Genomic DNA, 24,674 nt, shown 5'->3' with positions numbered 1-24,674 from the left:
ATGGTCCGAAGGACCAGACCCGGAATCTCGAGATTCCGGGTTCGATGCTGCGCATCGCCCCGGAATGACGAAGGATAGAGCTCCATGGCCGCCTACGGTCTCTACACGCATATCGCATCGAACAAGTTCCGTTCGATGATGATGCTCGCCGGGCTGTTCCTGCTGATCTATGTGCTGGTCTATGCCGGCGCGCTGCTGGCGGAGGTATTTCTCCACAGCGACCGTTCGGTCGAGTTCTACCTGAGGGCGGCCGCGCACGACCTCGTCGCCGCGTTTCCGTGGGCGACCATTGCCGCGGCGCTGTGGATCGTGATCGCCTATTTCTTCCACCAGAACATGATCGACGCCGTCACCGGCAGCGAATCCGTGACGCGGAAGGAGCAACCGCGGCTCTATAACTCCCTCGAAAATCTTTGCATCTCCCGCGGCATCCCGATGCCGAAGCTGAAGATCATGGACAGCCCGGCGCTGAACGCCTTCGCGAGCGGGCTGAACCGGCGGCAATATTCCATCACCGTCACCACGGGGCTCCTGAAGGCGCTGAACGACCAGGAGATGGAGGCGGTGCTCGGTCACGAGCTCACCCATATCCGCAACGGCGACGTGCAATTGATGGTGGTCGCGGTCATCATCGCCGGCGTGGTTGGCTTCTTCGGCGAGCTGTTCTTCCGGATGTTCACCAATCTGCAATGGAATTCGTCCGGCAGCAGCGGCTGGTCCTCCTCATCTTCATCGTCCTCATCGTCTTCCTCGTCGGACAGCGACAGCAAGGGCTCCGGCGGTGCGGTCATCGTGGTCATCGTCGCGATCGCGCTGATCGTGCTGGCCTGGGCGCTGTCGCAGGTGGTGAAACTCGCGCTGTCGCGGACGCGCGAATATCTGGCGGACGCCGGCTCGGTGGAGCTGACGAAAAACCCCGATGCCATGATCTCGGCGCTGCGCAAGATCGAGGGCCGCGGCGAGCTGCCCGGCGCGACCTCGGCCGTGATGGAGCTCTGCGTCGACAATCCGCGCCAGGGCTTTGCCGACCTGTTCGCCACCCACCCTTCGGTGCAGTCGCGCATCGACAAGCTGGTATCGTTCGCCGGTGGCCGCGACCCCGGCCCGCTGGAAGCTCCCGAAGAAAGCTCCGCCGAAGCGGAGGAGACGGAAGCCGCCCCTTCCAGCGAGCCGCCGCCGTTGCCGAATAAAGGCCCCTGGAGCGATGCCGCCGCGCCCATCGGCATCCCGCCGCTCCCCGGCCAGGGTCCCTGGGGACCGCACCGCTGACCCGGGCCGGCCGGCAATCCCCTGCCGCCCCGGAGAAAATCCTGCAAGCGGCCCGGCCCTTGGCTTAAAGGTTTGAATTCTCCCTTGTTTCTGCCATGTTCGCGCCCAAAGCAGGATACGGGACGTTAAAAGGGACTTGGCCGATCGCTCCACGCGGTCGGGGGCGCGTAAGGGACAGCGATGGCAAAGCCGGTTGTGATTGTGGTGGGTGCGGACAAGGGCGGGGTCGGCAAGACCACGATCTCGCGGACGCTGCTGGACTATTTCAGCGCCAACAACGTGCCGACCCGGGCATTCGACACCGAAAGCCCGCGCGGCACCCTGAAGCGCTTCCACCCCGACATCACCGAGATTGTCGACATGACGACGACCTCGGACCAGATGAAGATTTTCGACACCCTGAGCGCTGGACCGTCGGTCACGGTCATCGACGTCCGCGCCGGACTTCTTTCGCCGGCATTGGCCTCGCTGCGCGACATCGGCTTCCTCGATGCCGCCAAATCCGGCCAGATCACCTTTGCCGTGTTCCACATCCTCGGCCCCTCGATCGCCTCGCTGGACGAGATCGCCGAGACCGCGGGCTTCATGACCGGTGCAAAATATTTCCTGGTGAAGAACTTCATCAACGACACCCAGTTCTTCCAGTGGGACCAGGCCACCTACAATTCCTATTTCCACCGCATCAAGGACGCGACCGACGTCACCATCCCCAAGCTGAACGAAATGGCCTACGAGCAGGTCGAGGTCGCCTCGGTGCCGTTCCTGAAATTCGTCGCCAACAAGGGGCTGCGCGACGAGGCCGCCAACTATTCCTTCGTGCTGCGCGGCTATGTCCGGCACTGGCTGGCCAATGTCTGGAGCGAGTTCGACCGGATCAAGCTGACCGACCTGGTCGGCGCCGGCGGCAGCAAGTCTTCGCGCAGCAGCGGGGAAAAATAGACGCGCGAGCGCGGATTGGGCTGGATCGGGCGGGGATTTCGCCCGATATAGCTCTCGATGCATTACACGCCGGTCTACATCATCTGCTCGCCCCGCCCGCAGGTCGGCAAGACGCTGCTGGCGCGGCTGCTCAGCGAATTCCTGCTGCTGAAGAACGGCACGGTCGTCGCCTTCGACATCAACCTGAAGGAGCCGTCGCTGCTGGAATATCTGCCGCGCATCACCGAGACCGCCGACGTCATCGACACCTACGGCAAGATGCAGCTGATGGACCGGCTGATCGTCAATGACAGCGTCGCCAAGGTGATCGACCTCGGCTTCCATGCCTTCGACGAATTCTTCAAGATGGTCGAGGAGATCGGCTTCGTGAAGGAAGCCGCCCGCCGCGGCATCGCGCCGGTGATCCTGTTCATGGCCGACACCGACCGGCTATCGGTGCGCGCCTACGAGATGCTGCGCGCGCAGATCCCGTCGAGTGCGCTGGTCACGGTCGACAACGAATTCGTGGTGCGCGGCGAATTGCCGGAAGCCATGGCCGGCGGCCGGATGCTGGCGATCTCCGCGCTGCCGCCGTTCCTGAAGACCTATGTCGACCGGCTGAACTTTTCCTTCACCGAGTATCTGCGGCACGAAAAGGACACTTCCACCGAACTGCACCAGTGGATCCGGCGCAATTATCTCAGCTTCCGCGACCTTGAGCTGAAGCTGATCTTGCAGCGGTGATGCCGCGCTCGCGCTGCACTTTCGATGTCGCCCCGGCGAAGGCCGGGGCCCATAACCACAGAGTTGCATTATTCAAACGAAAACCGTCGACCGGCTCGTTTCAACAACACCGGCCGCGGTGTATGGGCCCCGGCCTTCGCCGGGGCGACAACCCCTCAATGCCCTTCGAACGAGATCAGCGTGCGCACGGGGACGTCGAGCTTGCGCAGCTTGTCGGCGCCGCCGAGTTCGGGCAGATCGATAATGAAGCAGGCGGCGAGCACATTGGCGCCGATCTTGCGCAGCAGCTTTACCGCGCCCTCCGCGGTGCCGCCGGTGGCGATGAGGTCGTCGACCAGGATGACGCGCTCGCCGGGCTTGATGGCGTCGACATGCATCTCCATCTCGTCGATGCCATACTCAAGCGAATAGGCGATGCTCACGGTGGTGTGCGGCAGCTTGCCCTTCTTGCGGATCGGCACGAAGCCGGCGGAGACCTGGTGGGCCACGGCGCCGCCGAGGATGAAGCCGCGCGCCTCGATGCCGGCGACCTTGTCGATCTTCAGGCCCGCCCAGGGCTGCACCAGCTCGTCGACCGCACGGCGGAAGGCGCGCGGCTCACCGAGCAGCGTGGTGATGTCCCGGAACAGGATGCCCTTCTTGGGATAGTCCGGAATGGTGCGAACGGTTGCCTTCAGGTCGTGCTCGAACGTCATTGTGTCTCAGCCCTCGTTTATTCCGCCGTCAATTCACATTCAGCCGGAACGCATTCTCGACGATCCGCAGGCCCACCTCGCCGCCGAGCGACATCAGCGATTCCGGATGGAATTGCACGCCGCCGACCGGCAAGGTCTTGTGCTCGATCGCCATAGCGACGCCGTCCTCGGTGGTCGCGGTGACCGTGAGCACGTCGGGTACGCTGTCGCGCTCGACATAGAGCGAATGGTAGCGGCCGATCACGATCTCGTTCGGCAGGTTCTGCATCAGTTTGCCGCCGCGAACCTGGATACGCGAGGGCCGGCCATGCGCGGGCTGGCCGAGCTGACCGAGCGTGCCGCCGAAATATTCGCCGATCGCCTGCACGCCCAGACAAACGCCGAAGATCGGCAGCTTCTGGCCGATCGCGGTGTCGATGGTCTTGGAGATGCCGAAATCCTCCGGCCGTCCCGGACCGGGCGACAGCACCAAGAGATCCCACTTGCGCTTCAGCATTTCCTGCGCATGGACGTGGCGGACCACGGTGACGCTGGCGCCGACCTGGCGGAAGTAATCCGCCAGCATGTGCACGAAGCTGTCGTCATGGTCGATCAGCAAGACCTTCTTGCCGGAGCCGGTGGCGTCGGGCGCGATGCTCGACAGCGGCTTTGGCGCATCGCCGCGCAGTGCCTGGAACAGGGCGGCGGCCTTGACCTGGCACTCGCGGTCTTCCGCGGCAGGCTCGGAATCGAACAGGCAGGTGGCGCCGACGCGCACCTCGGCAAGGCCGTCCTTCATGCGGATGGTGCGGATGGTGAGGCCGGTGTTGATGCTGCCGTCGAAATTGACCGCGCCGATGGCGCCGGCATACCAGCGCCGCGGCGAGCGCTCGTGATCCTCGACGAACTGCATCGCCCACAGCTTTGGCGCGCCGGTGACGGTGACGGCCCAGGCATGCGTCAGAAAGGCATCGAGCGAATCGAAGCCGGGCCGCAGCATGCCCTCGACGTGGTCGACGGTGTGGAACAGCTTTGAATAAGTCTCGATCTGCCGGCGCGCCAGCACCTTGATGGTGCCGGGCACGCAGATGCGCGCCTTGTCGTTGCGGTCGACGTCGGTGCACATGTTGAGCTCGAACTCGTCCTTCTCCGAATTCAGGAGCTGGCGGATCTGCTCGGCGTCGCCGATAGCGTCGGCGCCGCGCGCGATGGTGCCCGAGATCGGGCAGGTCTCGACGCGGCGGCCGTCGGAGCGCACGAACATTTCCGGCGAAGCGGAAACCAGGAATTCGCCGTCGCCGAGATTCATCAGCGCGCCATAGGGCGACGGGTTGATGCGGCAGAGCCGCTGGAACACTTCGGCCGGCGAACGCTCGCAGGGCTCGGCGAAGAGCTGGCCAGGCACCGCCTCGAACAGATCGCCGCGGGCAAAGGCCGCGCGCGCGACTTCCACCGTCGCCTGGTATTCACCGGGCGCGTGATCGGCAAAGCCCTGGCGCGGCGTCTTCCTGTAGGCGCTTTCCGCGGTGTCGTGCGGCAGGCCCTGGGTCGATTTGCCCTTCCAGGAAAATTCGTAAGTGAGCACCACGCCGCGGCCGGTGGCGCGGTCGTAGGCGAGCAGGCGATCGGGCACATAGAGCACGATGTCGCGCTGGTCGGCCTCGCGCGCTCGCTTCTGCACGAGATCCTCGATCTGGAACACGAGGTCGTAGGCGAAGGCGCCGAACAGGCCGAGCAAGGGATCGTCATTGGCGGAGAACGCCGCGATGAGATCGCGCACCAGCGACATTACGCTGGCGCGGCGGGTGCGCTGGTCCTCTTCCATCGGCGCTTCGCCGCGGACGATATGGCCGGCCAGCCGCGTGGCGCTCTTCTCGTCGATGACGACGCAGGGTTCGCGCAGGACGTCGCCGATGAAGGAGATCAGCACCTCGCCGCGCGGGTTCAGCGCCGACAGCGAAAACTTCGTGCCTGACGTTTCCAGCACCAGCGGCGGATCGGCGAAGCCGAGGTCAAAACTTTCGTAGCGGCCCGGTACGGTGGTGCCTGACGACAGCACCACGCCGCGCCGGCGGTCCAAGAGGTCGATGAGGTCATCGAGACGCCTGGCGTCGCCGGAAAACTGCTCGGACAACCGCGTGATCGCGAGCCCGCTCGCGGTGCGGAATTCGCTTCTGTCGGGCAGCGAGAAAACGGTCCTGTTCATGTCATCCTCTTACGAAACTTTTTGGAAGAGAGCGCCACACAGGACAAACGAGAAGGCCGCCGAACTGCGTTGGCGACCTCTGACGATTTATGAAAATGCAATCGCACCGGCCACCTTTTACAAGGTGCGCCACCAAAGACGGGACGGGCTGGTCACGGTGCTCATGGGGGCTACTCACCATCGGCAAGGGGCCCTGTCAAGGGACGGGCGGCCACAGCGTGCCGCTTTCCGCGGCATTCGGGGGCTTTCAAGGACGGAAAATACCCTTAACATTCGCCCCCGAACCGGCGGCTCAACGTCCGGGACAAGGAGACAGCCATGGCGGTGCAGGGATTGGGATATGCCGGTTTCGGCTCGGATGTGCTCGACGACTGGCGGCAGTTCGGCACGGGGCTGTTGGGCCTTCAGGCGGTGGAGCGCGGCAATTCCCTGCTCGCCTTCCGGATGGACGACCGCAAGCAGCGCATCGTGATCGACCGGCTGCTTGGCAACGGCACGCGCTTCTTCGGCTGGGAGGTGGCGGATGCCGCGGCACTCGATGCGCTGGCGGCGAAGCTGGAGGCCGCCGGCATTGCGGTGATTTCGGAGCCGCAGGCGCTGGCCGATGCACGGCGGGTGCGGCGGCTGATTTCGTTCAGCGATCCCGCCGGCAACCGGCTGGAGGCTTTTTTCGGCGCCGAAATCGACGACAGCCCGTTCCGGCCCGGCCGCAACATTTCCGGCTTCCGCACCGGCCCGCTCGGGCTCGGCCATGCCGTGCTGACGGTCGAGAACATCGAGCCTGTCATGGCGTTCTATGTCGGTGTGCTCGGCTTCGGCTTGAGCGACTACATCACAAAGCCGTTCAAGGCCTATTTCTTCCATGTCAATCCGCGGCATCATTCGCTCGCCTTGATCGAGACCGGCAAGAGCGGCATGCATCATCTGATGGTGGAGATGTTCTCGCTCGACGATGTCGGCCAAGCCTATGACATCGCGCAGCTGGAAGAGCGCGTCGGCGTCACGCTCGGCCGCCACACCAACGATTTCATGACCTCGTTCTATTGCCACTCGCCCTCCGCCTTCATGATCGAATGCGGCTGGGGCGGGCGGGAGCTTGACGTGCAGAATTGGCAAGCGGTCGAGATGTTCGACGGGCCGAGCCTGTGGGGCCATGACCGCGTGTGGCTCGGACCGGAAGACCGTGAAATCGCCCGCGAGATGCGCATGAACGCCGCCCGCCAGGGCCTGCGCGCGCCGGTGCAGGTGATGGAGGGGAACTACAAGCTGATGGCGGGGACGTGCCCCTGGTGGGACGGGGTGAGGCAGAACTAGCGCCTCATACCAGATGTCGCCCCGGCGAAGGCCGGGGCCCATAACCACAGGATTGAGTATTTGAGACAAACTGGAGTCCCAGTCTGCTTCGACAATTTTCATTTATGGTTATGGATCCCGGCCTTCGCCGGGATGACAACAACTACAGGCCGCACTTTTTCCAGAGAGCGGCCATGTCCTCGTCGCTCACATACTCGCCGCGCTCTGCTTCGGCGAGGCCCTGAAGCACTGCCGCGCGATGCGATTCCGGCACAACGAATGGTTCGCTTCCGAAGGCGGCGATCTGCTCCAAAATTTCGGCGACATGAGCGTGCCGGTCCTCGGGGAGCCGCCGTACCTTCTCAATCGCGTCTTCAAGAACCTTTGTCATGCACGCATTCATATCACAGATTGCACCCAGAGCGAGACACCCTACTCCCGATAACACCCCTGCTCGATCTCCTCGATCAATCCCCTCGCCTTCGGCTTCCAGCCGAGTTCGCTCCGCGCGCGCCTGGCGCGAACGCGGCTGTTGGAGGCCATGGTGTCCTCGGTGGTACCCTCGCCCCATTCGGCGGCGGCTTCCGGCATGGTCATCGCCGACGGCGGACCCTTGAAGCCGAGCATGCGGTTGATGGCGAGGCAGGCTTCGCGCATCGAGTTCTCGCCGTTCTCGGCGAAATAGAAACTGCCGGCAGGCGCCTTCTCGATCGCGCCGACGTATAGCGGGACGAGATCGTCGATATGGACGTTGGACCAGATGTTCTCGCCGGGGCCGGCATGGGCGGCGTTGCCGCGCTTCTTCGCGAGCTTGATCAGCAGCGGCACCTGCACGCTGTCGCGCCCCGCGCCGTGGCCGATGCCGTAGATCAGGCTCGGGCAGATGATGACGGGGCGGCAGCCCTGGTCGTGGAAGCCGAGGATGAAATGGTTCAGCGCGACACGCGCGACACGCGCAGGCGACGGGGTGATCGGCGTGTCCTCGTCGAAAATTTCATCGGAACGTTCGCCGCGCGAGCGTTTGCCGACGATGCTCGAGCCCGAGGTGTGGATGAAGACCTTGCCGCTGCCCGCGAGCGCGTTCAGGAGCGCAAGGACCGCGCCCTTGTGATCGGCGCTGGCGGCATTGACGACGACGTCGGCGGCCCGTGCTGCGCCTGAAAGAATCCCGGAATCATCGAGCGTGCCCATGACGGGCTCGATGCCGAACGCGCGGACGGCGTCTGCCTTGTCTGCCGAACGGACGAGACCGGTCACCTGATGGCCGCTCGCGGCCAGATGCGCAGTGACCGATCCGCCGATATAGCCCGATGCGCCCGTGCAGAAGATTTTCATGACGGCCTTTCAAAGTCCGTCGTCCCGGCGCACGCCGGGACCCATAACCACAAATCTCAATGCAGGATCGAAGCTGGGGCTCCAGCCTCTCGTAACAATTCAAGCCCGTGGTTATGGGTCCCCGCTTTCGCGGGGACGACAAACAGCTACCCCAGATGCTTCCTGAAAAACTCAGTCGCCCGGCCCCAGGCGAGCTCGGCGGCCTGGCGGTCGTGCACGGCGACGCGCTGTTCGTTGACGAAGGCATGCTCGGCGTCGTAGCGGAACAGCTCCAGCGACTTGCCGGCGGCCTTCATCGCCTTCTCGAAGGCGTCGACGGCGGCCGGCGTGCACCAGTCGTCCTTGTTGGCGAAATGCGCCTGCAGCGGAATCTTGACGTCGGCTGGCTTTGCGGCCTGCTCCGGCGGGATGCCGTAGAACACGACGCCGGCGGTGAGCTCCGAAATCTTCGTCGCGCCGATGATGGTGACCGCGCCGCCGAGGCAGAAGCCGGTGAGCCCCACCTTGGCGCCGTTGCGCGCGAGATATTGCGCGGCGCCCCGCACATTTTGAGTAGTCGCGTCCATGAAATCGAGCGAGGTCATCTGCGCATTCGCCGCGTCCGTGTCGTGATACGGCACCACCACGCCCTTGTAGAGATCGGGCGCCAGCGCATCGAAGCCCGCCACCGCAAAGCGGTCGCACAGACCCTTGATGTTCTCCGACAGGCCCCACCATTCCTGCACCACCACCACACCCGGCGCATTGCCGCGCGCGGCATTGGCGAGATAGCCGGCGGTTTCCTTGCCGTCCGGACGCTTGAAGGTGATGTGGGTGCCCATGGGTTCCTCCGCGATTGTTCTCTGGCCGTGAGGCTCGGAGCCATTTTGGCGGCTGGCGGGAAAGGAAGCAATCGCCCAACCAGCTTTGCCGCTCCCTCTTGAAGGTTTCGTCCGGCGGATAGCCCTGCCGCATTCTGGACAGGAGAGAACACCCCTTCGGTGGACCCATATTGGCACGGAACGGGCCGGTTTTTCGGGCGGCGCGGACTGTGTGGGCTGATCGCCCCGAAACATCTGCATCATGAAAAGGAGATCAATATGCGAAAGCTGATCCTGTCGACTGTCACCCTGGCAGGCCTTGCCTCGCTGCTTCTGTCTGCAGCCGGGCCGGCTGCGGCAGCGAAGATGACGTGCCTGCAGAAGGCCCAGGCGTGCGAACGCCGCTGCGCCGCGCAATACAAGGACTATCCGACCTGCATCCATCGCACTTGCGACAAGCAGTACGGCAGGTGCGGCAACTAGAGGAGGCGCCGCGTCGACCCCGGCAGCAAACCACCTCACGAAAATTCGGGTCCCGGCGCTGCGGCGCACCGCTGAAGAAGCGCTGCGCCGCGTCCGGGACGCGAAGGCGGACAACAAAAAAGCCCCCGAAGGGGCTTTTCCGGAATTGTGCTTCGCCGAAGCTCAGTGGGACGAGGCCCAGACCTTCTTCTTGGTGAAGTAGAGCAGGCCCGCCAGCAGGATCAGGAACACGAACACCTGCAGGCCGAGCTTCTTGCGCGCTTCCATGTGCGGCTCGGCGGTCCACATCAGGAAGTGGGTGACGTCCTTGGAATATTGCGCAACGGTGGCCGGCGAGCCGTCGTCATAGGTGACCTGACCGTCGGAGAGCGGCTTAGGCATCTTGATGGCGTGGCCGGGGAAGTAGGTGTTGTAGTAGGAGCCCTCCGGCAGCGTGAAACCGGCCGGCGCCTTGTCCTGGTAGCCCTGCAGCACGGCCGCGACATAGTCCGGGCCCTGCTCCTGGTACTGCGTGAACACGTCGAACACGAACATCGGGAAGCCGCGCTTGTAGGAGCGCGCCTTGGTGATCAGCGACAGGTCCGGCGGAGCGGCGCCGCCATTGGCCGTGCGGGCCGCCTGCTCGTTCGGGAACGGTGACGGGAAGTAGTCCGCCGGCCGGCCCGGGCGCTCGAACATGTCGCCCGCATCGTTCGGGCCGTCCTTGATCTTGTATTCGGAGGCAAAGGCCGCGGCCTGCGCCACCGAGTAGCCGGGGCCGCCGGGGTCGGCGAGGTTACGGAAGGCGATGTAGGACAGGCCGTGGCAGGAGGCGCAGACTTCCTTGTAGACCTTGAGGCCGCGCTGCAGCGCGCCGCGATCGAAGGTGCCGACGGGACCCGCAAACGACCATTTGTTGGCGGGCGGCGACACGCCATGGCTGTCCTCGGCGCGTGCAGTCTGCGCGCCGCCGACCAGCAGGCCGCCGGCAATCAGGAACGCGGCCGCGATCGAGGCGGCCTTGCCGCTCTTGGCCAGCACGGCATCCGCGATCGAGTTCGGCACCGGGCGCGGCGTCTCGATCCGGCTCAGCAGCGGCAGCAGGATCAGGAAGTAGGCGAAGTACATCACCGTCAGGATGCGGCCGGCGATCACGTAGATGCCCTCCGGCGGCTGGGCGCCGAGATAGCCGAGCAGGACGCAGACCACCACGAAGATCCAGAAGAACTGCTTGGCCAGCGGGCGGTACTTCGACGACCTGGTCCTGGCCGTGTCGAGCCAGGGCAGGAAGGCCAGCACGACGATCGCCGCAAACATCGCCACCACGCCGGCGAGCTTGTTCGGGATCGAGCGCAGGATCGCGTAGAACGGCAGGTAGTACCATTCGGGCACGATGTGCGGGGGCGTCACGGCAGGGTTGGCCGGAATGTAGTTGTCGGCCTCGCCGAGATAGTTCGGCATGTAGAAGATGAACCAGGCGTAGAGCAGCAGGAAGCAGGACACGCCGAAGAAGTCCTTGATGGTGGCGTGCGGCGTGAACGGCACGGTGTCCTTGGCGGTCTTCGGCTCGACGCCGTCGGGGTTGTTCTGGCCGGAAACATGCAGCGCCCAGACGTGCAGCACGACGACGCCGGCGATCACGAAGGGCAGCAGGTAGTGCAGCGAGAAGAAGCGGTTCAGGGTCGGATTGCCGACCGCATAGCCGCCCCACAGCAGCGTCACGATGCTGTCGCCGACATAGGGAATGGCCGAGAAAAGGTTGGTGATGACGGTGGCGCCCCAGAAGCTCATCTGGCCCCACGGCAGCACGTAGCCCATGAAACCGGTCGCCATCATCAGGAGGTAGATGATCACGCCGAGGATCCACAGCACCTCGCGCGGCTCCTTGTACGACCCGTAATAGAGGCCGCGGAACATGTGGATGTAGACGGCGAGGAAGAACATCGAGGCGCCGACGGCGTGCATGTTGCGCAGCAGCCAGCCGAAGTTCACGTCGCGGACGATCAGTTCCACCGACTTGAAGGCGAGATCGGCATGCGGCGTGTAGTGCATGGCCAGGATCACGCCGGTCACGATCTGCACCGCCAGCATCATCGAAAGGATGGCGCCGAAGGTCCACCAGTAGTTCAGGTTACGCGGCGTCGGATACGCCACGAACGAGGAATGCATGAGCCCCATGATGGGGAGGCGCCGTTCGATCCACTTCAAGGCGGGATTGGTCGGCTGGAAATCGGATGGTCCGCTCATTGATGCGATCCTGAGGAAGTAGAACGACGCGACGGCGTGAGGTCCGGACGGAGCCCGGAGCCTTAGCCGATCTGGATTTTGGTGTCGGTGAGAAATGCGTAGGGCGGCACGGGCAAGTTGGTCGGCGCCGGACCCTGACGGATGCGGCCGGAGGTGTCGTAGACCGAACCGTGGCAGGGACAGAAGAAGCCGTTGTAGCTGCCTTCATGCGCGATCGGGATGCAGCCGAGATGGGTGCAGATGCCGACCACGACCAGCCACTGCTCGTGGCCCGGCTTGGTGCGCTGCTGGTCGGTCTGCGGATCGGGCAGATCCTTGAGCGGCGTCTTCTGCGCTTCCTCGACCTGCTTCTTGGTGCGGTGGCTGATGTAGATCGGCTTGCCGCGCCAGAACACCTTGATGTCCTGGCCTTCGGCGATCGGGGTCAGGTCGACCTCGATCGGCGCACCGGCCGCGATCGTCGAGGCGTCCGGGTTCATCTGCGAGATGAACGGCCAGGCTGTGATGGCCGCGCCGACACCGGCGACGGCTCCGGTTGCAACAAAAAGGAAATCACGGCGTGTCGGATGATCCGCCGAAGACGCTGTCGTCACGATCCCTAACCCTTTCCAAGCTGCTGCCGGTGGAACCGCCCCAGGGATCGGCCAGACGAATACGCCCAAACCCTTTGGCAGGCTGCCGGCGCCCGCGTGCCCCGCGGCGGCAGAAAGACCGCTTTTTCCGCGCCCCACGGGCAGAACAGCCAGTCCAGAATCGTTCTATTGGCACCCTTGCCGGGCGAGCGCAAGCCCGCTATCCGCTCGCACACGTGCAATGCACTAATTCCGCGCAAGGGCACGATTTATCCAGACATTTCAGCGGAGCTTCCGGAGGCCCGGCGACGCCATGCAGATCGCGCTTTTCCAGCCCGACATCCCCCAGAATACCGGCACGATTCTGCGGCTCTGCGCCTGCCTGGACGTCGCCGCCCACATTATCGAGCCGGCCGGCTTTGCCACCTCGGACCGGACCTTCCGCCGGGCGGGAATGGACTATCTCGACCAGGTCCGCCTGACCCGCCACGACTCCTGGCCGAAATTCGAGCAATGGCGGCGCGGCCTCGGCCACCGGCTGGTGCTGTTCACCACCAAGGGAGCCCGTTCCTACCTTGATTACGCCTACGAACCGGCCGATATCCTGCTGTTCGGACGGGAGTCCGCAGGCGTGACCGACGAGGTCGTAGCGGCCGCCGATGCGCGGCTGGTCATCCCGATCAAGCCGGGACTGCGCTCGCTCAATGTCGCGATGGCGGCGGCCATGGCCATCGGCGAGGCGCTGCGGCAGACCCGTCCCGCTGCAAGCTAATCTGAGGAGAGCTGGTGAGCTACGCCGTCAAAGAGATATTTCTGACCCTGCAGGGCGAAGGCGCTCACGCCGGGCGGGCGGCGGTATTTTGCCGGTTCTCCGGCTGCAACCTCTGGAGCGGCCGCGAGCAGGACCGCGCCAATGCCGTCTGCCAGTTCTGCGACACCGATTTCGTCGGCACCGACGGCACCCTGGGCGGCCGCTTTGCGAGCGCGGACGAACTCGCCGACACCATCGCGGCGCAATGGACCGGCGAGGACGCCGGCCGCTACGTGGTGCTGACAGGCGGCGAGCCGCTGCTGCAGGTCGACCAGGCGCTGATCGACGCGCTGCATGCGCGCGGCTTTGCGGTGGCGGTCGAAACCAACGGCACGATTATTCCGCCCGACGGCATGGACTGGATCTGCGTCAGCCCGAAGGCCGGCGCCGAGCTCGTGCTCAAGCGCGGGCACGAGCTGAAGCTGGTCTATCCGCAGGCCGGTGCACAGCCGGAAGAATTCACAGGCATGGACTTCGAGCGCTTCTCGCTGCAGCCGATGGACGGACCGGACGCGGCGCAAAACACCGCGCGCGCCATCGACTATTGCCTGCGCCATCCCAAGTGGCGGCTCAGCCTGCAGACGCACAAGACACTCGGTATCAGGTAGGACCGCATGGACGCATCCCTGATCGAACAACGCAAGGCACGCGCGCGAAGCTGGTTCGAGGCCTTGCGCGACCAGATTTGCGCCGCCTTCGAGAGGCTCGAGGACGAAGCCCCTGCCCCGCTCTATCCGGGCGAGGCCGGGCGCTTCGTGCGCACGCCGTGGGAGCGCACCGACCACTCCGGCGCCAAGGGCGGTGGCGGGGTGATGTCGATCATGCGCGGGCGGTTGTTCGAGAAGGTCGGCGTGCACTGCTCGACCGTGCATGGCGAGTTCGCCCCGGAATTCCGCGGGCAAATTCCCGGCGCCGCCGACGATCCCCGCTTCTGGGCGTCCGGCATTTCGCTGATCGCGCATATGAGGAATCCGCACGTGCCGGCGGTGCACATGAACACGCGCTTCGTCGTCACCACCAAGGCGTGGTTCGGCGGCGGCGCCGACCTGACGCCGGTGCTCGATCGCCGCCGCACCCAGGAAGATGCCGATACGGCAGCCTTCCATGCCGCGATGAAGCAGGCCTGCAGCGGACACAACGGCGTCGCCGATTACGACAAGTACAAGAAGTGGTGCGACGAATATTTCTACCTGCCGCACCGCAAGGAGCCGCGCGGCATCGGCGGCATCTTCTACGACTGGCACGACAGCGGCGACTGGGAGGCCGACCTCGTCTTTACGCAGGAAGTCGGCCGCGCCTTCCTGAAGATCTATCCCGAGCTGGTGCGGCGCAATTTCGCGACGCCCTGGACCGCCGCCGACCGCGAGGAGCAACTGATCCGCCGCGGCCGCTATGTCGAGTTCAACCTGCTCTACGACCGCGGCACCATCTTCGGGTTGAAGACCGGCGGCAATGTCGATTCCATCCTCTCCTCCATGCCGCCGGAGGTGAAATGGCCGTGAAGCTTCCACGCGCGATGCTGATCGACATGGACGACACCATCCTGTCGGCCTATGGCCGGCCGGAGATCGCGTGGAATCATATCGCCTTCGAGTTCGCCGATGAACTGGCGCCGCTGCCGCCGCGGGAGGTCGCCGCCGCCGTTCTCACCTTCGCGCGGGACTTCTGGTCGACCGCCGAGCCGGCATGGCGGCTGAAGCTCGGCGAGGCACGGCGGGTAACGGTACAGGGCGCGTTTGAGGCGCTTGCCGCCGCCGGCCATCCGCGGCTGCCTGCCGATCTCGCCATCCGCATTGCCGATCGCTTTACCTGCTATCGCGAGGAAGAGATGTTCATCTTCCCCGGCGCGCATGACGCGATCGACGCGCTGCGCGCCCTCGGCATCAAGCTCGCGCTGGTCACCAACGGCGCGGCCGACACCCAGCGCGCCAAGGTCGAGCGCTTCGAACTCGCGCATCGCTTCCACCATATCCAGATCGAGGGCGAGCACGGTTTCGGCAAGCCGGAGGAGCGCGCCTATCTGCACGCCATGGACGCCCTCGGCGTCACCGCGCGCGATACCTGGATGATCGGCGACAACCTCGAATGGGAAGTCGAGGTGCCGCAACGCCTCGGCATCTACGCGATCTGGATGGACGTCCACGGTGACGGCCTGCCGCCAGGCTCGACCGTAAAGCCGGACCGCATCATCCGCTCGCTCGGTGAATTGCTGCCGAAGTGACGCGACCAGGTATCTGGTCGCGTCATGGCCGGGCTTGACCCGGCCATCCACGACTTTGGCCAGCAGGAAAGAAAGACATGGATGCCCGGGACGAGCCCCGGGCATGACGAGTTGAGACAGCACGACCGTGATCGGCCTGTCATGGCCGGCCGCTATCCTTCCGAATCTCTCGGCGAGATTTTCGAAAGGAGCTTTCATGGAACTGAAACCGGGCAACGTCGTCACGCTGAAATCCGGCGGCCATGCGCTGACGGTGGTGGAAGTCAACGAGGATGCCGTCGCGTGCCTGTGGATGGGCGGCGAAGGCGATTTGTTCCGCGAAACGCTACCGCTTGCCGTGCTTGAACTCGTCGAGGCCGAGGAGTCGGACGACGAGGAATCGGAAGACGACGAAGAAGACGACGAGGACGAGCCTCGCAAAAAGACGGCCTGACCGCTTCGCCGGCGATGCCGCCCTAGCAGCGGCATCGCCGTCTTCGTCAGGACTGGCCGCCGACTGCGCGACGGATGATGCCGGCAGCATCCGTCGCGTCGCCGTCCGACACCCAGGCGACGAATTGATCGGGCCGGACCAGCACCAGCCTCGCCTTGTAGAATTCCGCCAACTCCGCACTGTCGTCGCTGATGAGCTTGAGCGGCACGCCGCTCGCCCCGGCGGCACGCGCGATTGCAGCGGCGGCAGCATCCAGCGCGCCGAAATCGAGCAGCGTGAAGCCGCTGCCGAGCTCCTCGAAGACATTCCTGCCCGACGACAATTTGCGCGGCGCCAGGTGATGTCCGGCCTGTGCGGCGAATTGATGCGACCCGATCGCGCTGCAGGTGGCGCCCGGTGGACCTGCGACGATCGACGAGCCTTCATAATTGGGCTCGAACGAATTGACCTCGGAACGCGCGCCCGACGCGCGCGCCTGCCATTCGGCTTCGAAGGCATGCTTGTCGATCGCGGGATCGAACCTGGACAGGAAATCCCTGTCGCTCGCAATCGCCTTCTCGATGAAGTCGCGCGCAGTCGATGCGAACACCGGCCGCCGCTCCTCGCCGTAGGAATCCAGCAGATGCGCGCCGGCCCAGCCCTGCAGCGCGGCAGCAAGCTTCCAGCCGAGATTGGCGGCATCTTCGAGGCCGGTGTTGACCCCATAGCCGCCATAGGGCGGATGGCTATGCGCGGCGTCGCCGGCAATGAAGACGCGCCCCTTGCGGTATTGATCCGATATCGCGATGCGCAGATCCCAGAAGCCGATGTGCTCGAACTCGACGTCGAATTCCTCGCCGACCGCCGCATACAGCTGGCGGCGGAAATCGAAATTTTCCCTGGTGGTGCCTGACGGCACCGGGGCGTGGAAGAACCAGGTGGTGCCGAGATCGACGCGGCCGAAGAACTTCCAGTACCCTTTCAGCTCGGGATGCAGCACGCAGTAGAACGACTTGCCCGGAAAGCGTTCGAGCAGCCTGTGCAGGCCGGTCGAGCGAAACACCAGCAGCACCATCAGCCGGTCGTGGTCGGTCAGGGTCTGCGTCATGCCGGCGGCGTCGCGCACCAGCGAGCGGCTGCCGTCGCAGCCGACCGCATAGTCTGCCCGCAAGGTGCGATGACGATCGCCGTTGCGATCGGCAATCGTCACTTGCACGCCTTCGGCATCCTGCGCCAGGCCGGTAGCGCTCCAGCCATAGACCGTCTCGACGTTCGGCAACTGGCTCAGGCGATGGCGCAGCACCGCTTCGGTGGCGTATTGCGGCAGCCGTTCATTGTCGGTGAAGTAATAGGGCCGCACCAGTTCGCGCTGCAGCCAGTCGTAGCGGTAGCCGCTCAAGAGCGTGCCCCAGGACGTCATGCCGCCGATGCCGTAGTCGCGCGGGATCGTCCGCGCCGCACGCAGCGCCTTCTCCGCGCCCCAGAAGTGAAAATGCTCCAGCGTGCGCTGGGTCAGGTTCTGGCCCTTCGGGATCGGTTGCGGGCTGGTGTAGCGCTCGACCAGAATACAGCGGACGCCGCGCTGGCCGAGATCGATGGCGAGGCCAAGACCGACCGGCCCGCCTCCGACAATGACGACTTGCGTGGCGGATTCGGCTGTTGTGTTCATCTTGTTCTTGCGATGGCGTGATCGGCGCGCGGCTGGCGCGGCTGGCCAGCGCATAGTACATTATCGGCTCAACTTGAAAGACTTTATCAGAGCGGGGCTGATACCCGCCAATGCAGATGGGGAGGACGTCGTGGCGATCGAGTCCGCAAGCCGCACGCTTTCGCGCCGCACCGCGCTGGGACTTCTGGCCGCGGCCCTCGTCCCGGCCGTGCCGGGCCTCGCCCGGGGACAGTCGCAGCAGCCTATCCGGCTCTTCGTTCCCTTTACGCCCGGCACGGGCCCCGATCTGCTCGCGCGCATCCTCGGCGAGGAATTGAAGCAGCGCTGGAACCAGCCCGTCATCGTCGAGACCAAGCCCGGCGCGAGCGGCAATATCGGCACGCAGGCAGCGGCGCGCGCGGCTCCCGACGGCCAGACCCTTCTGGTGACCGTCAACACGTTCGTGATGAATGCGAGCCTCTACGCCTCGATCCCCTACGATCCGGAAAAGGATTTCGCGCCGATCGCCGAGATCGCCACCGGCGTCCTCGCACTCGTGGTTCATCCTTCGGTCAACGCCAGGACGTTCGCGGAGCTGATCGCGCTCGCCCGCAGCAAGCCGGGCGAGATCAACTATGCCTCTCCCGGCCGCGGCACGCCGCAGCATCTCGCCATGGAGCTGTTGAAGCTGACGGCGCAGGTCAACCTGACGCACATTCCCTATGCGGGCTCTGCCGGCGCCGTGAAGGACCTCGCGGGCGGACACGTCTCGGCCATGTTCCTGCCGGTGCACACCGCGCTTCCGCTTGCAGAAGGCGGCCAGATACGCATGCTTGCGGTCGGCAGCCAGACCCGCGCGCCGCAGGCGCCGCAAGTGCCGACGCTGGCGGAGCTTGGCGTCAGCGGCTTCGATGTCGATCTCTGGTACGGCGTGCTCGCGCCGGCCGGCACGCCGAAAGACATCATCGACCGCTACAATGCGACGTTCAACGAGATCCTCGCACAGCCCGGCGTTCGCGCCCTGCTCGACAAGCAGGGCCTGATCGCACAAGGCGGCCCGCCCGAACGCCTCGCGCAACTGATCGCGAGGGACCGCGTGCGCTGGGCCAAGGTGGTCAAGGATGCGAACATCACGGCGGAATAGTTCCGCCCGTGATTCCAATACTGGCGCCCCCGAAATTGAGACAGGTCAGGGCGGGTCAGCCGGATGTTGATCTCATAAATTTCACATCAGCCGGAGCTTGGCTCCTCGGAATGCTTATCACTCTCAGATGACCGCAGACCGCTGTATGACGCGTTACATCGCAGCGATGCAATCTAGATGCGACGAAGGCATGGATTCCACCGCGACTGTTGCGATGCAGAGACACTTTCGGAGCTGAAAACCGTCTAGAAAGCCTGCTGGCCATCTGAATTGGATACTCCATGAAACGAATTTCACTGGCGCTCTTGGCTTTCGCAATGAGCGCGGTCGGTGCATCCGCGGCCGACATGGCCGCAAGACCCTATACCAAAGCGCCGGTTGCTCCCCTCCCTGCGGTGAGCTGGACCGGCTGTTACCTCGGCGCGAATGTGGGCTACGGCTGGTCCGACAAGGATTTCTACGTACCCCTTACGGATCCGTTCACGCCCGGTGCGCTACTCGCTTCGCACAGCGCAAGTGGTGTCGTGGCCGGCGGGCAGATCGGGTGTGACTACCAGTTTGGCGGAAAGTGGGTGGTGGGCATCCAGGGCATGGGCGATTGGAGCAACATCAAGGGCGCCTCTCCGATCATCGGAAATCCAGTGGCCGAATATGCAACCCACATCCGGAGCTTCGTGACCGCGACCGTGCGCCTGGGCTGGCTCGCAACGCCAAACCTCCTGCTTTACGGGAAGGCTGGCATCGGGTGGGTGGACGACCACTTCGATCAGAACAGGAATGTCGCCGCCCCGGGACTTCCAGTCGGCCGTTACGCCTATGCCGACGCGACGCGCTCCGGCCTCGCCCTCGGCGTAGGCGGCGAGTACCTCATCTCCAACAACTGGTCCGTTTTTGCAGAATACAATTACATCAACCTGGGCGGCACGAAGAGCACGACCTTCGTTTCGACGGCGCTGAGCCCCCTGGGGGCCGGCAGGTTGTTCGACGTCGATGTTCGACAGCCCGACCTGCAGGTCGTCCTGATCGGCCTGAACTACCGCTTCAACATGGCTGGTCCAGTCGTCGCGAAGTACTGATTTCAACGAATTGTGCAAGAAAGCCCCGGCCTTGTCCGGGGCTTTTTTGTGCGTGATGCCACGGTTCGCGGAGCTGATTGCGCTGGCCCGCAGCAAGGCCGGCGCGTTGACCCACGTCAATGGGCCGCGGCAGCAACCGGCTTTACAATTGTCGGTCCGGGCCGGAGGGGACGGTTATGAATGCGAGGATGATCGTCGCCGCGAGCAGCCTTCTGGTCGTCACCGGATTTGCGCTGGCGACGGAGCTTGCAACGCCGGCTGCCGCCGATCCCGGGGACAAGCCTGGCTGGTCGGTCAATACCGACCCGCGTCGCCGGGCATTCCTGCAATGGGTACAGGACGACGGCGGGCCACGGATGATCATGCTCGGCTGCCTGCGCGATGCCGCCATGTTCACCACAATGTCCGCCGCGGTCGGCGAGCGAGACGAATTCAAGAAAGTGAAACTGACACTTTCCAACGGGCCGGCGAGATTCTCTGTCGATGGCGAGACGACACAATATCCGGCAGGCGGACGCTCCAGCTTCATCAGCGACCTCGATGCCGACGACACCCGGATGCGCGCGATCGGACGGCGATTGCTTCCGGTGCTGGAAGGGACGGGCGATATCACGCTGACCATCGAGCCCGGCACGCCGTCGGGCGCGGCGGCAACCAGGACGATTCCGATCGCCGGACTGGCGGCCGTCCTCGGCCGCTTTCAAACGATCTGCTTCCGATAGCAGGGATCGATCAGGCGGCGGCAATGATGAGCGATATCGAACGAGGTCAAGAGGTTGGAGCGCAGGATGTGGAAGGAAATTGCGGTTGCTCTTCTGGTCGCGGCAGCACTCGCTGCGGATGCCGCGGCCCAGACACAGGGTATGCTGAGCGAGAAGCAGGCTCGCCTGAAGGCGGCCACGATCCTGAAGGGCGACCCCTACGGCAGCACGATCGAAATCGCGGCGAGCCGGATCACAAAAGCGCAGTTGCTCGTGAGCGGAACAACGGACTGCGGCGCTTCGGCGGTCAAGAGCCCTGTCTGGCAGTTTCTCGTGGTCGTTCCGAAGGGGGCTGTACCGACGCAACACAGCGAGATACGCGGCTATCTCGTTCTCGACGCGCGCTCAGGCAAAATGGAATGCGCCGGTCTTCCTTTCCTGGATTAGAACGTCGCAACGAATCCATCAGGTGCGCCCTAGCCCAGGCTTCGGGCTGCAGCCGCGATCATCATAGCTCCGCCAGCGATCACCACGGCATCGAGGATAGCCGTGTGGATGTGCACGGGCATGCGTTCGACGAAGGCCCTGGCGATGAACGCGCCCGGCAGCGAGATCGCGCCTATCAGTACGGCAAAGGTCAGCACCTGCGCGGTGACGGCGCCGGCAAGGCCAAACACCGAAATCTTGATGATGCCGGTGGCGAGCGAGATCACCGCGTCGGTGGCGATCACCGCAGCGCCTTCCAACCCCGCTGCCATCAGCAACGACAGCAGGATCACCCCGGAGCCCGAGGTGCCGCCGACCACGACGCCGTAGCCGACCGAGCCGATCGCAAGACCGCCGTCGCCGATCCTGATGTCGCGCCGTTTTGCCAGGCGCCGCAGCGGCACGCTCAGGATCAGCATGGTGCCGATCACCAGGGCGGCGCCCGCGCCGGTGAGGCGGGTGTAGCCCCAGGCGCCGAGCGCCGTCGTCACGCAGGCGGCCGCGATCACGATCAGCGCGCGGCGGCGGTCGGCATGGCGGACGAACGCCATGAACCGGGAGAAATTGGTGAAGATCGAGGAGATCGCGATGATCGGCACCACGGGCTCGGCGCCGATCAGCGGCACCAGCACCAGCGGCATCAGCGCGCCGGTGCCGTAGCCCGCAAGCCCGCCGACGACGGAAGCAACCAGCGCGACCACGCCGACCAGCACGAGTTGCGCCAGCGAAACGTCGGCAAAGCCGGAAAGGATGTTCACAGCCGGTGATCGCGGGCGAAGCGCGCCACGGTCTGGTCGGCGATGCCGGCAACGGCGCTCTTCTCGAGCGGAAAACCGGCGGCGAGCCAGGCATCTTCGGCGATGGTCATGACATGGCCGAGCGCGGGCCCCTCTGCGATACCACGCGAAATGAAATCGGCGGCCTTCAGCGGAAATTTTGGCGCGCTCCAGCGCTGCGGCAAGTCCGCCAGCTGGCGCCAGTTGCCGGCATCGCCGCCCCCTGCCCGCGCCCAGGCCAGCATCAGGCGATCGCGGTAAGCCTCCGCGCCGAGGCGGTAGAGCCGGCGCTTCGCCGTCGCCTCGTCCATTCCGGCCAGCCGCCACCAGCGATGGCCCATGGAATCGAGCGCCTTTGCCTCCGCATTGGACAGCCGCAGCCGCGATGCGACGCGCCTCGCATCCTCCGTGACCGCCACCGCAAGCGCGGCTAGCCGGCGCATCGCATCGGCCGGAAAGCCAAGCATCCGTTCGACGTCGATCATGGCGCCGAGCGGCCCGGTATAGGCAACGCCGCCGACGATCTGCTGCAAGAGCCCGCTCTCCGCCATCGCCGATATCGAACCCGCAGCACCCCGAGCCACCATCAGCTTCAGCATCTCCATGCGCACGCGTTCGGCCGACAGGGTCGCAAACCCGGCGCGCCCGCCGATGCAGGCGAGATAACCGGCGCGATCCGGCTCGCCCGCGCCGTAGGCGGCGTGGATGCGGAAGAAGCGCAGGATGCGCAGGTAATCCTCGGCGATGCGCTCGGTGGCATTGCCGATGAAGCGGACGCGCCGCTCGGCGATGTCGGCAAGCCCGCCGACATAGTCGTGCACCAGGCCGGCGGCATCGACGGAAAGCCCGTTGATGGTGAAATCGCGCCGCTCGGCGTCGCGCATCCAGTCGCGGCCGAACGCGACCTTCGCCTTGCGGCCGAACGTTTCGGTATCTTCGCGCAGCGTGGTGACCTCGAAGGGATGCTTGTCGAGCACCAGCGTCACCGTGCCGTGGTCGATGCCGGTCGGCACGCTCTTGATGCCGGCGGCCTCGGCGCGGCGGATCACCTCTTCCGGCAGCGCCGTGGTGGCGATGTCGATGTCGGCGACGGGCAGGCCGAGCAGCGCATTGCGCACGGCGCCGCCGACCACGCGCGCCTCCTCGCCGCCGTCATTGAGCAGCGCCAGCACGCGCCCCGCGGGGCCCGACTTGAGCCACGGCGCATTGGCCAGCACCCGCGCCTCGGTCATTTCGCGGCCCCCGGCCGTTCGACGCCCGGCACCAGCTTGCCACCTTCCATGTGGGCGGGCTCGTAGGTCGATTCCGGCGGCGCTCCGGAGAACTCGGCGAGGAACAGAAAGCTGATGATGACGAGCAGCAGCGAGCCCAGCACGAGCTTGGCGACGAGAGGCAACGGCCAGGAGGATTGGTCGAACACGCCGGAGCGCGTTGCGATCAGGAACATCGCATAGACCGCAAAGGGGATCAGGAAGATTCCGATTTCGGTCAGGACCGGGCGGATCATGCGAGATAGATCCGCTCGTAGAGCACGCGCAGGATTCCGGCGGTGGCGCCCCAGATGTAGCGCTCCGCGAACGGCATCGCGTAGTAGGACCGCTCCATGCCGCGGAACTCCTTCATGTGGACCTGGTGATTTTCCGGATTCATCAGGAAGGCGAGCGGCACCTCGAAGGCGTCGTCCACCTCGTATTCGTTGATGGTCAGCTTGAAGCCGGGCTTCACCCTGGCGACCGTCGGCAGGATGCGGAAGCCGAAGGCGGTGCCGTAGACGTCGAGATAGCCGATCGGCTCGATGAACTCGCGCTTCAGCCCCACTTCCTCGTCCGCCTCGCGCAGCGCGGCATCCATCGGCGAGGCGTCGCCGGCATCGATCTTGCCGCCGGGAAAGGCGATCTGTCCCGCGTGGCTGCTCAGATGCTCGGTGCGCTGGGTGAGAAGCACCGTCGGCTCCGGATGATCGACCACGGGGATCAGCACTGCGGCGGGCCGTACCGGCTGCTCCTGCGCGACGATCTCCAGCATGCGATCATTGCCGGAATCGCCGGTGCGCGGAACGATGTTGGGATCGATCAGCCCTGGCGGCACGTCGAAGCCGAGCCGCGTGCGCGCGCGGGCGAAGAACTCCTCCGCGTGGATGGTCGCTGGCCTTGCCTGCAGCGCCTGCTCGTTCAACGCGCGTTCCTCACCTGCTCCGCATCGGCCATCGCGAAGAATTCGCCGCCGGATTCGACCCCGAACATGTCCTCGCCATCGATCATCCGCTCCTCGCCCATGTCAACCAGATCGTAGTAGAGCGCGCGGGTCACCTTGGCCCAGAGGTCGGCGCGGACATGCAGATAGGGCGTGAGCCCGCCATCCGCCGCCCGCTCGAAGCGCAGGGCGTGGCCCGGCTCGCACGCCACCCAGTCGTCGACATTGGTGCGAAAGCGGAGCAGCCTGCCGCGCGCATCGGCCTCTATCCGCATTTCTACGGCCATGAAGGGCGCATCGTCGACCCGGATGCCGACTTTCTCGACCGGCGTGACCAGAAAGTGCTTGCCGTTCTCGCGTTTGAGGATGGTCGAGAACAGCCGCACCAGCGCCGGCCGGCCGATTGGCGTTCCCATGTAGAACCACGTACCATCACCGGCGATTCGCATGTCGAGATCGCCGCAGAATGGCGGGTTCCACAGGTGCACCGGCGGCAGCCCCCGCCCGGCAGGCGTAGCGTTGGTTGCTTCGCGCGCGGCGATGGTCAGCCCTTCGAGGTTGGTGCGGGTTTGCCCTTGGTTCGCCATGGTTTACCCCAAAGGTTTCATCAGCCGATTTGGCACGATTGGTGCAAGTCCGGGTTGGTCAGGCGAAACGCGAATTCTCGCCACAACGTGATGCGGTTC

The 24,674-nt window shown here is 65.0% G+C and carries 27 protein-coding genes; 14 read left to right on the top strand and 13 right to left on the bottom strand.

What is annotated here, in order from left to right; translation table 11 throughout:
* The first annotated feature begins 84 nt into the window (after positions 1–84).
* The 3 genes from HZB49_RS01170 (at position 85) to HZB49_RS01160 (ending at position 2,931) form a co-directional block, all read left to right on the top strand.
* On the top strand, positions 85–1,269 hold the full coding sequence (locus tag HZB49_RS01170) for a M48 family metallopeptidase (RefSeq protein ID WP_291608613.1): 1,185 nt from the start codon (positions 85–87) through the stop codon (positions 1,267–1,269).
* A 180-nt stretch (positions 1,270–1,449) separates the two neighbouring features.
* Positions 1,450–2,208: a hypothetical protein gene (locus tag HZB49_RS01165; protein WP_291608612.1), complete on the top strand. Its 759-nt coding sequence runs from the start codon at positions 1,450–1,452 to the stop codon at positions 2,206–2,208.
* Positions 2,209–2,265: 57 nt separating this feature from the next.
* Positions 2,266–2,931, top strand: a complete 666-nt coding sequence (locus HZB49_RS01160; RefSeq protein WP_291608611.1) for a hypothetical protein — start codon at positions 2,266–2,268, stop codon at positions 2,929–2,931.
* Between the two features lie 155 nt (positions 2,932–3,086).
* Here HZB49_RS01160 and HZB49_RS01155 read toward each other — a convergent pair whose 3' ends face one another.
* Together HZB49_RS01155 and HZB49_RS01150 are read right to left on the bottom strand one after the other, a co-directional pair.
* On the bottom strand, positions 3,087–3,626 hold the full coding sequence (locus HZB49_RS01155; protein ID WP_291608610.1) for an adenine phosphoribosyltransferase: 540 nt from the start codon (positions 3,624–3,626) through the stop codon (positions 3,087–3,089).
* 28 nt (positions 3,627–3,654) lie between these two features.
* Positions 3,655–5,811: an anthranilate synthase component I gene (locus tag HZB49_RS01150; protein ID WP_291608609.1), complete on the bottom strand. Its 2,157-nt coding sequence runs from the start codon at positions 5,809–5,811 to the stop codon at positions 3,655–3,657.
* 318 nt (positions 5,812–6,129) lie between these two features.
* Between HZB49_RS01150 and HZB49_RS01145 the strand changes: the two genes are divergently transcribed.
* Positions 6,130–7,125 carry a VOC family protein gene (locus HZB49_RS01145; RefSeq protein ID WP_291608608.1) on the top strand — a complete coding sequence of 332 codons (996 nt, stop codon included), beginning with the start codon at positions 6,130–6,132 and terminating at the stop codon, positions 7,123–7,125.
* Positions 7,126–7,267: 142 nt separating this feature from the next.
* On the opposite strand, the gene HZB49_RS01140 is transcribed toward HZB49_RS01145, so the two are convergent.
* The 3 genes from HZB49_RS01140 to HZB49_RS01130 form a co-directional block, all read right to left on the bottom strand.
* Positions 7,268–7,495 (bottom strand): hypothetical protein, encoded by a 228-nt coding sequence (locus HZB49_RS01140; RefSeq protein WP_291608607.1) that lies wholly within the window; start codon positions 7,493–7,495, stop codon positions 7,268–7,270.
* Positions 7,496–7,536: 41 nt separating this feature from the next.
* Positions 7,537–8,439, bottom strand: a complete 903-nt coding sequence (locus HZB49_RS01135; RefSeq protein WP_291608606.1) for an NAD-dependent epimerase/dehydratase family protein — start codon at positions 8,437–8,439, stop codon at positions 7,537–7,539.
* A 146-nt stretch (positions 8,440–8,585) separates the two neighbouring features.
* Complete coding sequence (locus tag HZB49_RS01130) at positions 8,586–9,260, bottom strand: dienelactone hydrolase family protein (protein ID WP_291608605.1); 675 nt, start codon at positions 9,258–9,260, stop codon at positions 8,586–8,588.
* A gap of 258 nt (positions 9,261–9,518) precedes the next feature.
* Between HZB49_RS01130 and HZB49_RS01125 the strand changes: the two genes are divergently transcribed.
* On the top strand, positions 9,519–9,722 hold the full coding sequence (locus HZB49_RS01125) for a hypothetical protein (protein ID WP_291608604.1): 204 nt from the start codon (positions 9,519–9,521) through the stop codon (positions 9,720–9,722).
* Positions 9,723–9,884: 162 nt separating this feature from the next.
* Here the strand turns inward: HZB49_RS01125 and HZB49_RS01120 are convergent, their stop codons facing one another.
* Both HZB49_RS01120 and petA read right to left on the bottom strand, forming a co-directional pair.
* Positions 9,885–11,948: a cytochrome c1 gene (locus HZB49_RS01120; RefSeq protein WP_291608603.1), complete on the bottom strand. Its 2,064-nt coding sequence runs from the start codon at positions 11,946–11,948 to the stop codon at positions 9,885–9,887.
* Between the two features lie 62 nt (positions 11,949–12,010).
* Entirely contained in the window at positions 12,011–12,541 is a 531-nt protein-coding gene (gene petA, locus HZB49_RS01115) for a ubiquinol-cytochrome c reductase iron-sulfur subunit (protein WP_291608602.1), read from the bottom strand.
* A gap of 292 nt (positions 12,542–12,833) precedes the next feature.
* Between petA and HZB49_RS01110 the strand changes: the two genes are divergently transcribed.
* The 5 genes from HZB49_RS01110 (at position 12,834) to HZB49_RS01090 (ending at position 15,985) form a co-directional block, all read left to right on the top strand.
* Positions 12,834–13,292: a tRNA (cytidine(34)-2'-O)-methyltransferase gene (locus HZB49_RS01110; protein WP_291608601.1), complete on the top strand. Its 459-nt coding sequence runs from the start codon at positions 12,834–12,836 to the stop codon at positions 13,290–13,292.
* A gap of 14 nt (positions 13,293–13,306) precedes the next feature.
* A complete protein-coding gene (queE, locus tag HZB49_RS01105; RefSeq protein ID WP_291608599.1) occupies positions 13,307–13,939 on the top strand; it encodes a 7-carboxy-7-deazaguanine synthase in 633 nt (210 codons plus the stop codon).
* 6 nt (positions 13,940–13,945) lie between these two features.
* Entirely contained in the window at positions 13,946–14,833 is an 888-nt protein-coding gene (gene hemF, locus HZB49_RS01100) for an oxygen-dependent coproporphyrinogen oxidase (protein ID WP_291608598.1), read from the top strand.
* Positions 14,824–15,552: an HAD family hydrolase gene (locus HZB49_RS01095; protein ID WP_291608597.1), complete on the top strand. Its 729-nt coding sequence runs from the start codon at positions 14,824–14,826 to the stop codon at positions 15,550–15,552. The genes hemF and HZB49_RS01095 overlap by 10 nt, the downstream gene beginning before the upstream one ends.
* Positions 15,553–15,748: 196 nt before the next feature.
* Positions 15,749–15,985, top strand: coding sequence for a DUF2158 domain-containing protein (locus HZB49_RS01090; RefSeq protein ID WP_291608596.1), 237 nt, complete (start codon positions 15,749–15,751; stop codon positions 15,983–15,985).
* A gap of 46 nt (positions 15,986–16,031) precedes the next feature.
* Here HZB49_RS01090 and HZB49_RS01085 read toward each other — a convergent pair whose 3' ends face one another.
* Positions 16,032–17,633: an FAD-dependent monooxygenase gene (locus tag HZB49_RS01085; RefSeq protein WP_291608595.1), complete on the bottom strand. Its 1,602-nt coding sequence runs from the start codon at positions 17,631–17,633 to the stop codon at positions 16,032–16,034.
* 130 nt (positions 17,634–17,763) lie between these two features.
* On the opposite strand from HZB49_RS01085, the gene HZB49_RS01080 reads away from it, so the two are divergent.
* From HZB49_RS01080 to HZB49_RS01065, 4 genes are all read left to right on the top strand, one after another.
* Entirely contained in the window at positions 17,764–18,756 is a 993-nt protein-coding gene (locus HZB49_RS01080; RefSeq protein WP_291608594.1) for a tripartite tricarboxylate transporter substrate binding protein, read from the top strand.
* A gap of 281 nt (positions 18,757–19,037) precedes the next feature.
* The gene (locus HZB49_RS01075; protein WP_291608593.1) at positions 19,038–19,832 is read left to right on the top strand and encodes an outer membrane beta-barrel protein; all 795 of its coding nucleotides are present in this window, start codon (positions 19,038–19,040) and stop codon (positions 19,830–19,832) included.
* 119 nt (positions 19,833–19,951) lie between these two features.
* Positions 19,952–20,554 (top strand): hypothetical protein, encoded by a 603-nt coding sequence (locus HZB49_RS01070; protein ID WP_291608592.1) that lies wholly within the window; start codon positions 19,952–19,954, stop codon positions 20,552–20,554.
* 66 nt (positions 20,555–20,620) lie between these two features.
* The gene (locus HZB49_RS01065) at positions 20,621–20,980 is read left to right on the top strand and encodes a hypothetical protein (RefSeq protein ID WP_291608591.1); all 360 of its coding nucleotides are present in this window, start codon (positions 20,621–20,623) and stop codon (positions 20,978–20,980) included.
* A gap of 29 nt (positions 20,981–21,009) precedes the next feature.
* On the opposite strand, the gene HZB49_RS01060 is transcribed toward HZB49_RS01065, so the two are convergent.
* From HZB49_RS01060 to HZB49_RS01040, 5 genes are read right to left on the bottom strand one after another with little or no spacing between them, the layout of a single operon-like run.
* Positions 21,010–21,777 carry a TSUP family transporter gene (locus HZB49_RS01060; protein WP_291608590.1) on the bottom strand — a complete coding sequence of 256 codons (768 nt, stop codon included), beginning with the start codon at positions 21,775–21,777 and terminating at the stop codon, positions 21,010–21,012.
* Positions 21,774–23,027 carry a CCA tRNA nucleotidyltransferase gene (locus tag HZB49_RS01055; RefSeq protein WP_291608589.1) on the bottom strand — a complete coding sequence of 418 codons (1,254 nt, stop codon included), beginning with the start codon at positions 23,025–23,027 and terminating at the stop codon, positions 21,774–21,776. The genes HZB49_RS01060 and HZB49_RS01055 overlap by 4 nt, the downstream gene beginning before the upstream one ends.
* Positions 23,024–23,302: a DUF6111 family protein gene (locus HZB49_RS01050; protein WP_291608588.1), complete on the bottom strand. Its 279-nt coding sequence runs from the start codon at positions 23,300–23,302 to the stop codon at positions 23,024–23,026. Before HZB49_RS01050 ends, HZB49_RS01055 begins: the two co-directional genes overlap by 4 nt.
* Entirely contained in the window at positions 23,299–23,970 is a 672-nt protein-coding gene (locus HZB49_RS01045; RefSeq protein ID WP_291608587.1) for a CoA pyrophosphatase, read from the bottom strand. Before HZB49_RS01045 ends, HZB49_RS01050 begins: the two co-directional genes overlap by 4 nt.
* A complete protein-coding gene (locus HZB49_RS01040; protein WP_291608585.1) occupies positions 23,967–24,575 on the bottom strand; it encodes a DUF1285 domain-containing protein in 609 nt (202 codons plus the stop codon). Before HZB49_RS01040 ends, HZB49_RS01045 begins: the two co-directional genes overlap by 4 nt.
* Between the last annotated feature and the right edge of the window lie 99 nt (positions 24,576–24,674).

Origin of the sequence: Bradyrhizobium sp. (assembly GCF_016219575.1) — a bacterium.
Classification (GTDB): domain Bacteria; phylum Pseudomonadota; class Alphaproteobacteria; order Rhizobiales; family Xanthobacteraceae; genus Bradyrhizobium.
This window is presented reverse-complemented; position numbering and strand designations above follow the sequence as displayed.

Coding starts and splice junctions, on each gene's coding strand:
- HZB49_RS01110 (WP_291608601.1), top strand. CDS start 12,834: ATGCAGATCGCGCTTTTCCAGCCCGACATCCCCCAGAATACCGGCACG.
- HZB49_RS01120 (WP_291608603.1), bottom strand. CDS start 11,948: ATGAGCGGACCATCCGATTTCCAGCCGACCAATCCCGCCTTGAAGTGG.
- hemF (WP_291608598.1), top strand. CDS start 13,946: ATGGACGCATCCCTGATCGAACAACGCAAGGCACGCGCGCGAAGCTGG.
- HZB49_RS01160 (WP_291608611.1), top strand. CDS start 2,266: ATGCATTACACGCCGGTCTACATCATCTGCTCGCCCCGCCCGCAGGTC.
- HZB49_RS01155 (WP_291608610.1), bottom strand. CDS start 3,626: ATGACGTTCGAGCACGACCTGAAGGCAACCGTTCGCACCATTCCGGAC.
- HZB49_RS01040 (WP_291608585.1), bottom strand. CDS start 24,575: ATGGCGAACCAAGGGCAAACCCGCACCAACCTCGAAGGGCTGACCATC.
- HZB49_RS01095 (WP_291608597.1), top strand. CDS start 14,824: ATGGCCGTGAAGCTTCCACGCGCGATGCTGATCGACATGGACGACACC.
- HZB49_RS01170 (WP_291608613.1), top strand. CDS start 85: ATGGCCGCCTACGGTCTCTACACGCATATCGCATCGAACAAGTTCCGT.
- HZB49_RS01075 (WP_291608593.1), top strand. CDS start 19,038: ATGAAACGAATTTCACTGGCGCTCTTGGCTTTCGCAATGAGCGCGGTC.
- HZB49_RS01050 (WP_291608588.1), bottom strand. CDS start 23,302: ATGATCCGCCCGGTCCTGACCGAAATCGGAATCTTCCTGATCCCCTTT.
- HZB49_RS01145 (WP_291608608.1), top strand. CDS start 6,130: ATGGCGGTGCAGGGATTGGGATATGCCGGTTTCGGCTCGGATGTGCTC.
- HZB49_RS01065 (WP_291608591.1), top strand. CDS start 20,621: ATGTGGAAGGAAATTGCGGTTGCTCTTCTGGTCGCGGCAGCACTCGCT.
- HZB49_RS01165 (WP_291608612.1), top strand. CDS start 1,450: ATGGCAAAGCCGGTTGTGATTGTGGTGGGTGCGGACAAGGGCGGGGTC.
- HZB49_RS01070 (WP_291608592.1), top strand. CDS start 19,952: ATGGGCCGCGGCAGCAACCGGCTTTACAATTGTCGGTCCGGGCCGGAG.
- HZB49_RS01140 (WP_291608607.1), bottom strand. CDS start 7,495: ATGACAAAGGTTCTTGAAGACGCGATTGAGAAGGTACGGCGGCTCCCC.
- HZB49_RS01055 (WP_291608589.1), bottom strand. CDS start 23,027: ATGACCGAGGCGCGGGTGCTGGCCAATGCGCCGTGGCTCAAGTCGGGC.
- HZB49_RS01090 (WP_291608596.1), top strand. CDS start 15,749: ATGGAACTGAAACCGGGCAACGTCGTCACGCTGAAATCCGGCGGCCAT.
- HZB49_RS01085 (WP_291608595.1), bottom strand. CDS start 17,633: ATGAACACAACAGCCGAATCCGCCACGCAAGTCGTCATTGTCGGAGGC.
- HZB49_RS01130 (WP_291608605.1), bottom strand. CDS start 9,260: ATGGGCACCCACATCACCTTCAAGCGTCCGGACGGCAAGGAAACCGCC.
- HZB49_RS01135 (WP_291608606.1), bottom strand. CDS start 8,439: ATGAAAATCTTCTGCACGGGCGCATCGGGCTATATCGGCGGATCGGTC.
- HZB49_RS01150 (WP_291608609.1), bottom strand. CDS start 5,811: ATGAACAGGACCGTTTTCTCGCTGCCCGACAGAAGCGAATTCCGCACC.
- HZB49_RS01125 (WP_291608604.1), top strand. CDS start 9,519: ATGCGAAAGCTGATCCTGTCGACTGTCACCCTGGCAGGCCTTGCCTCG.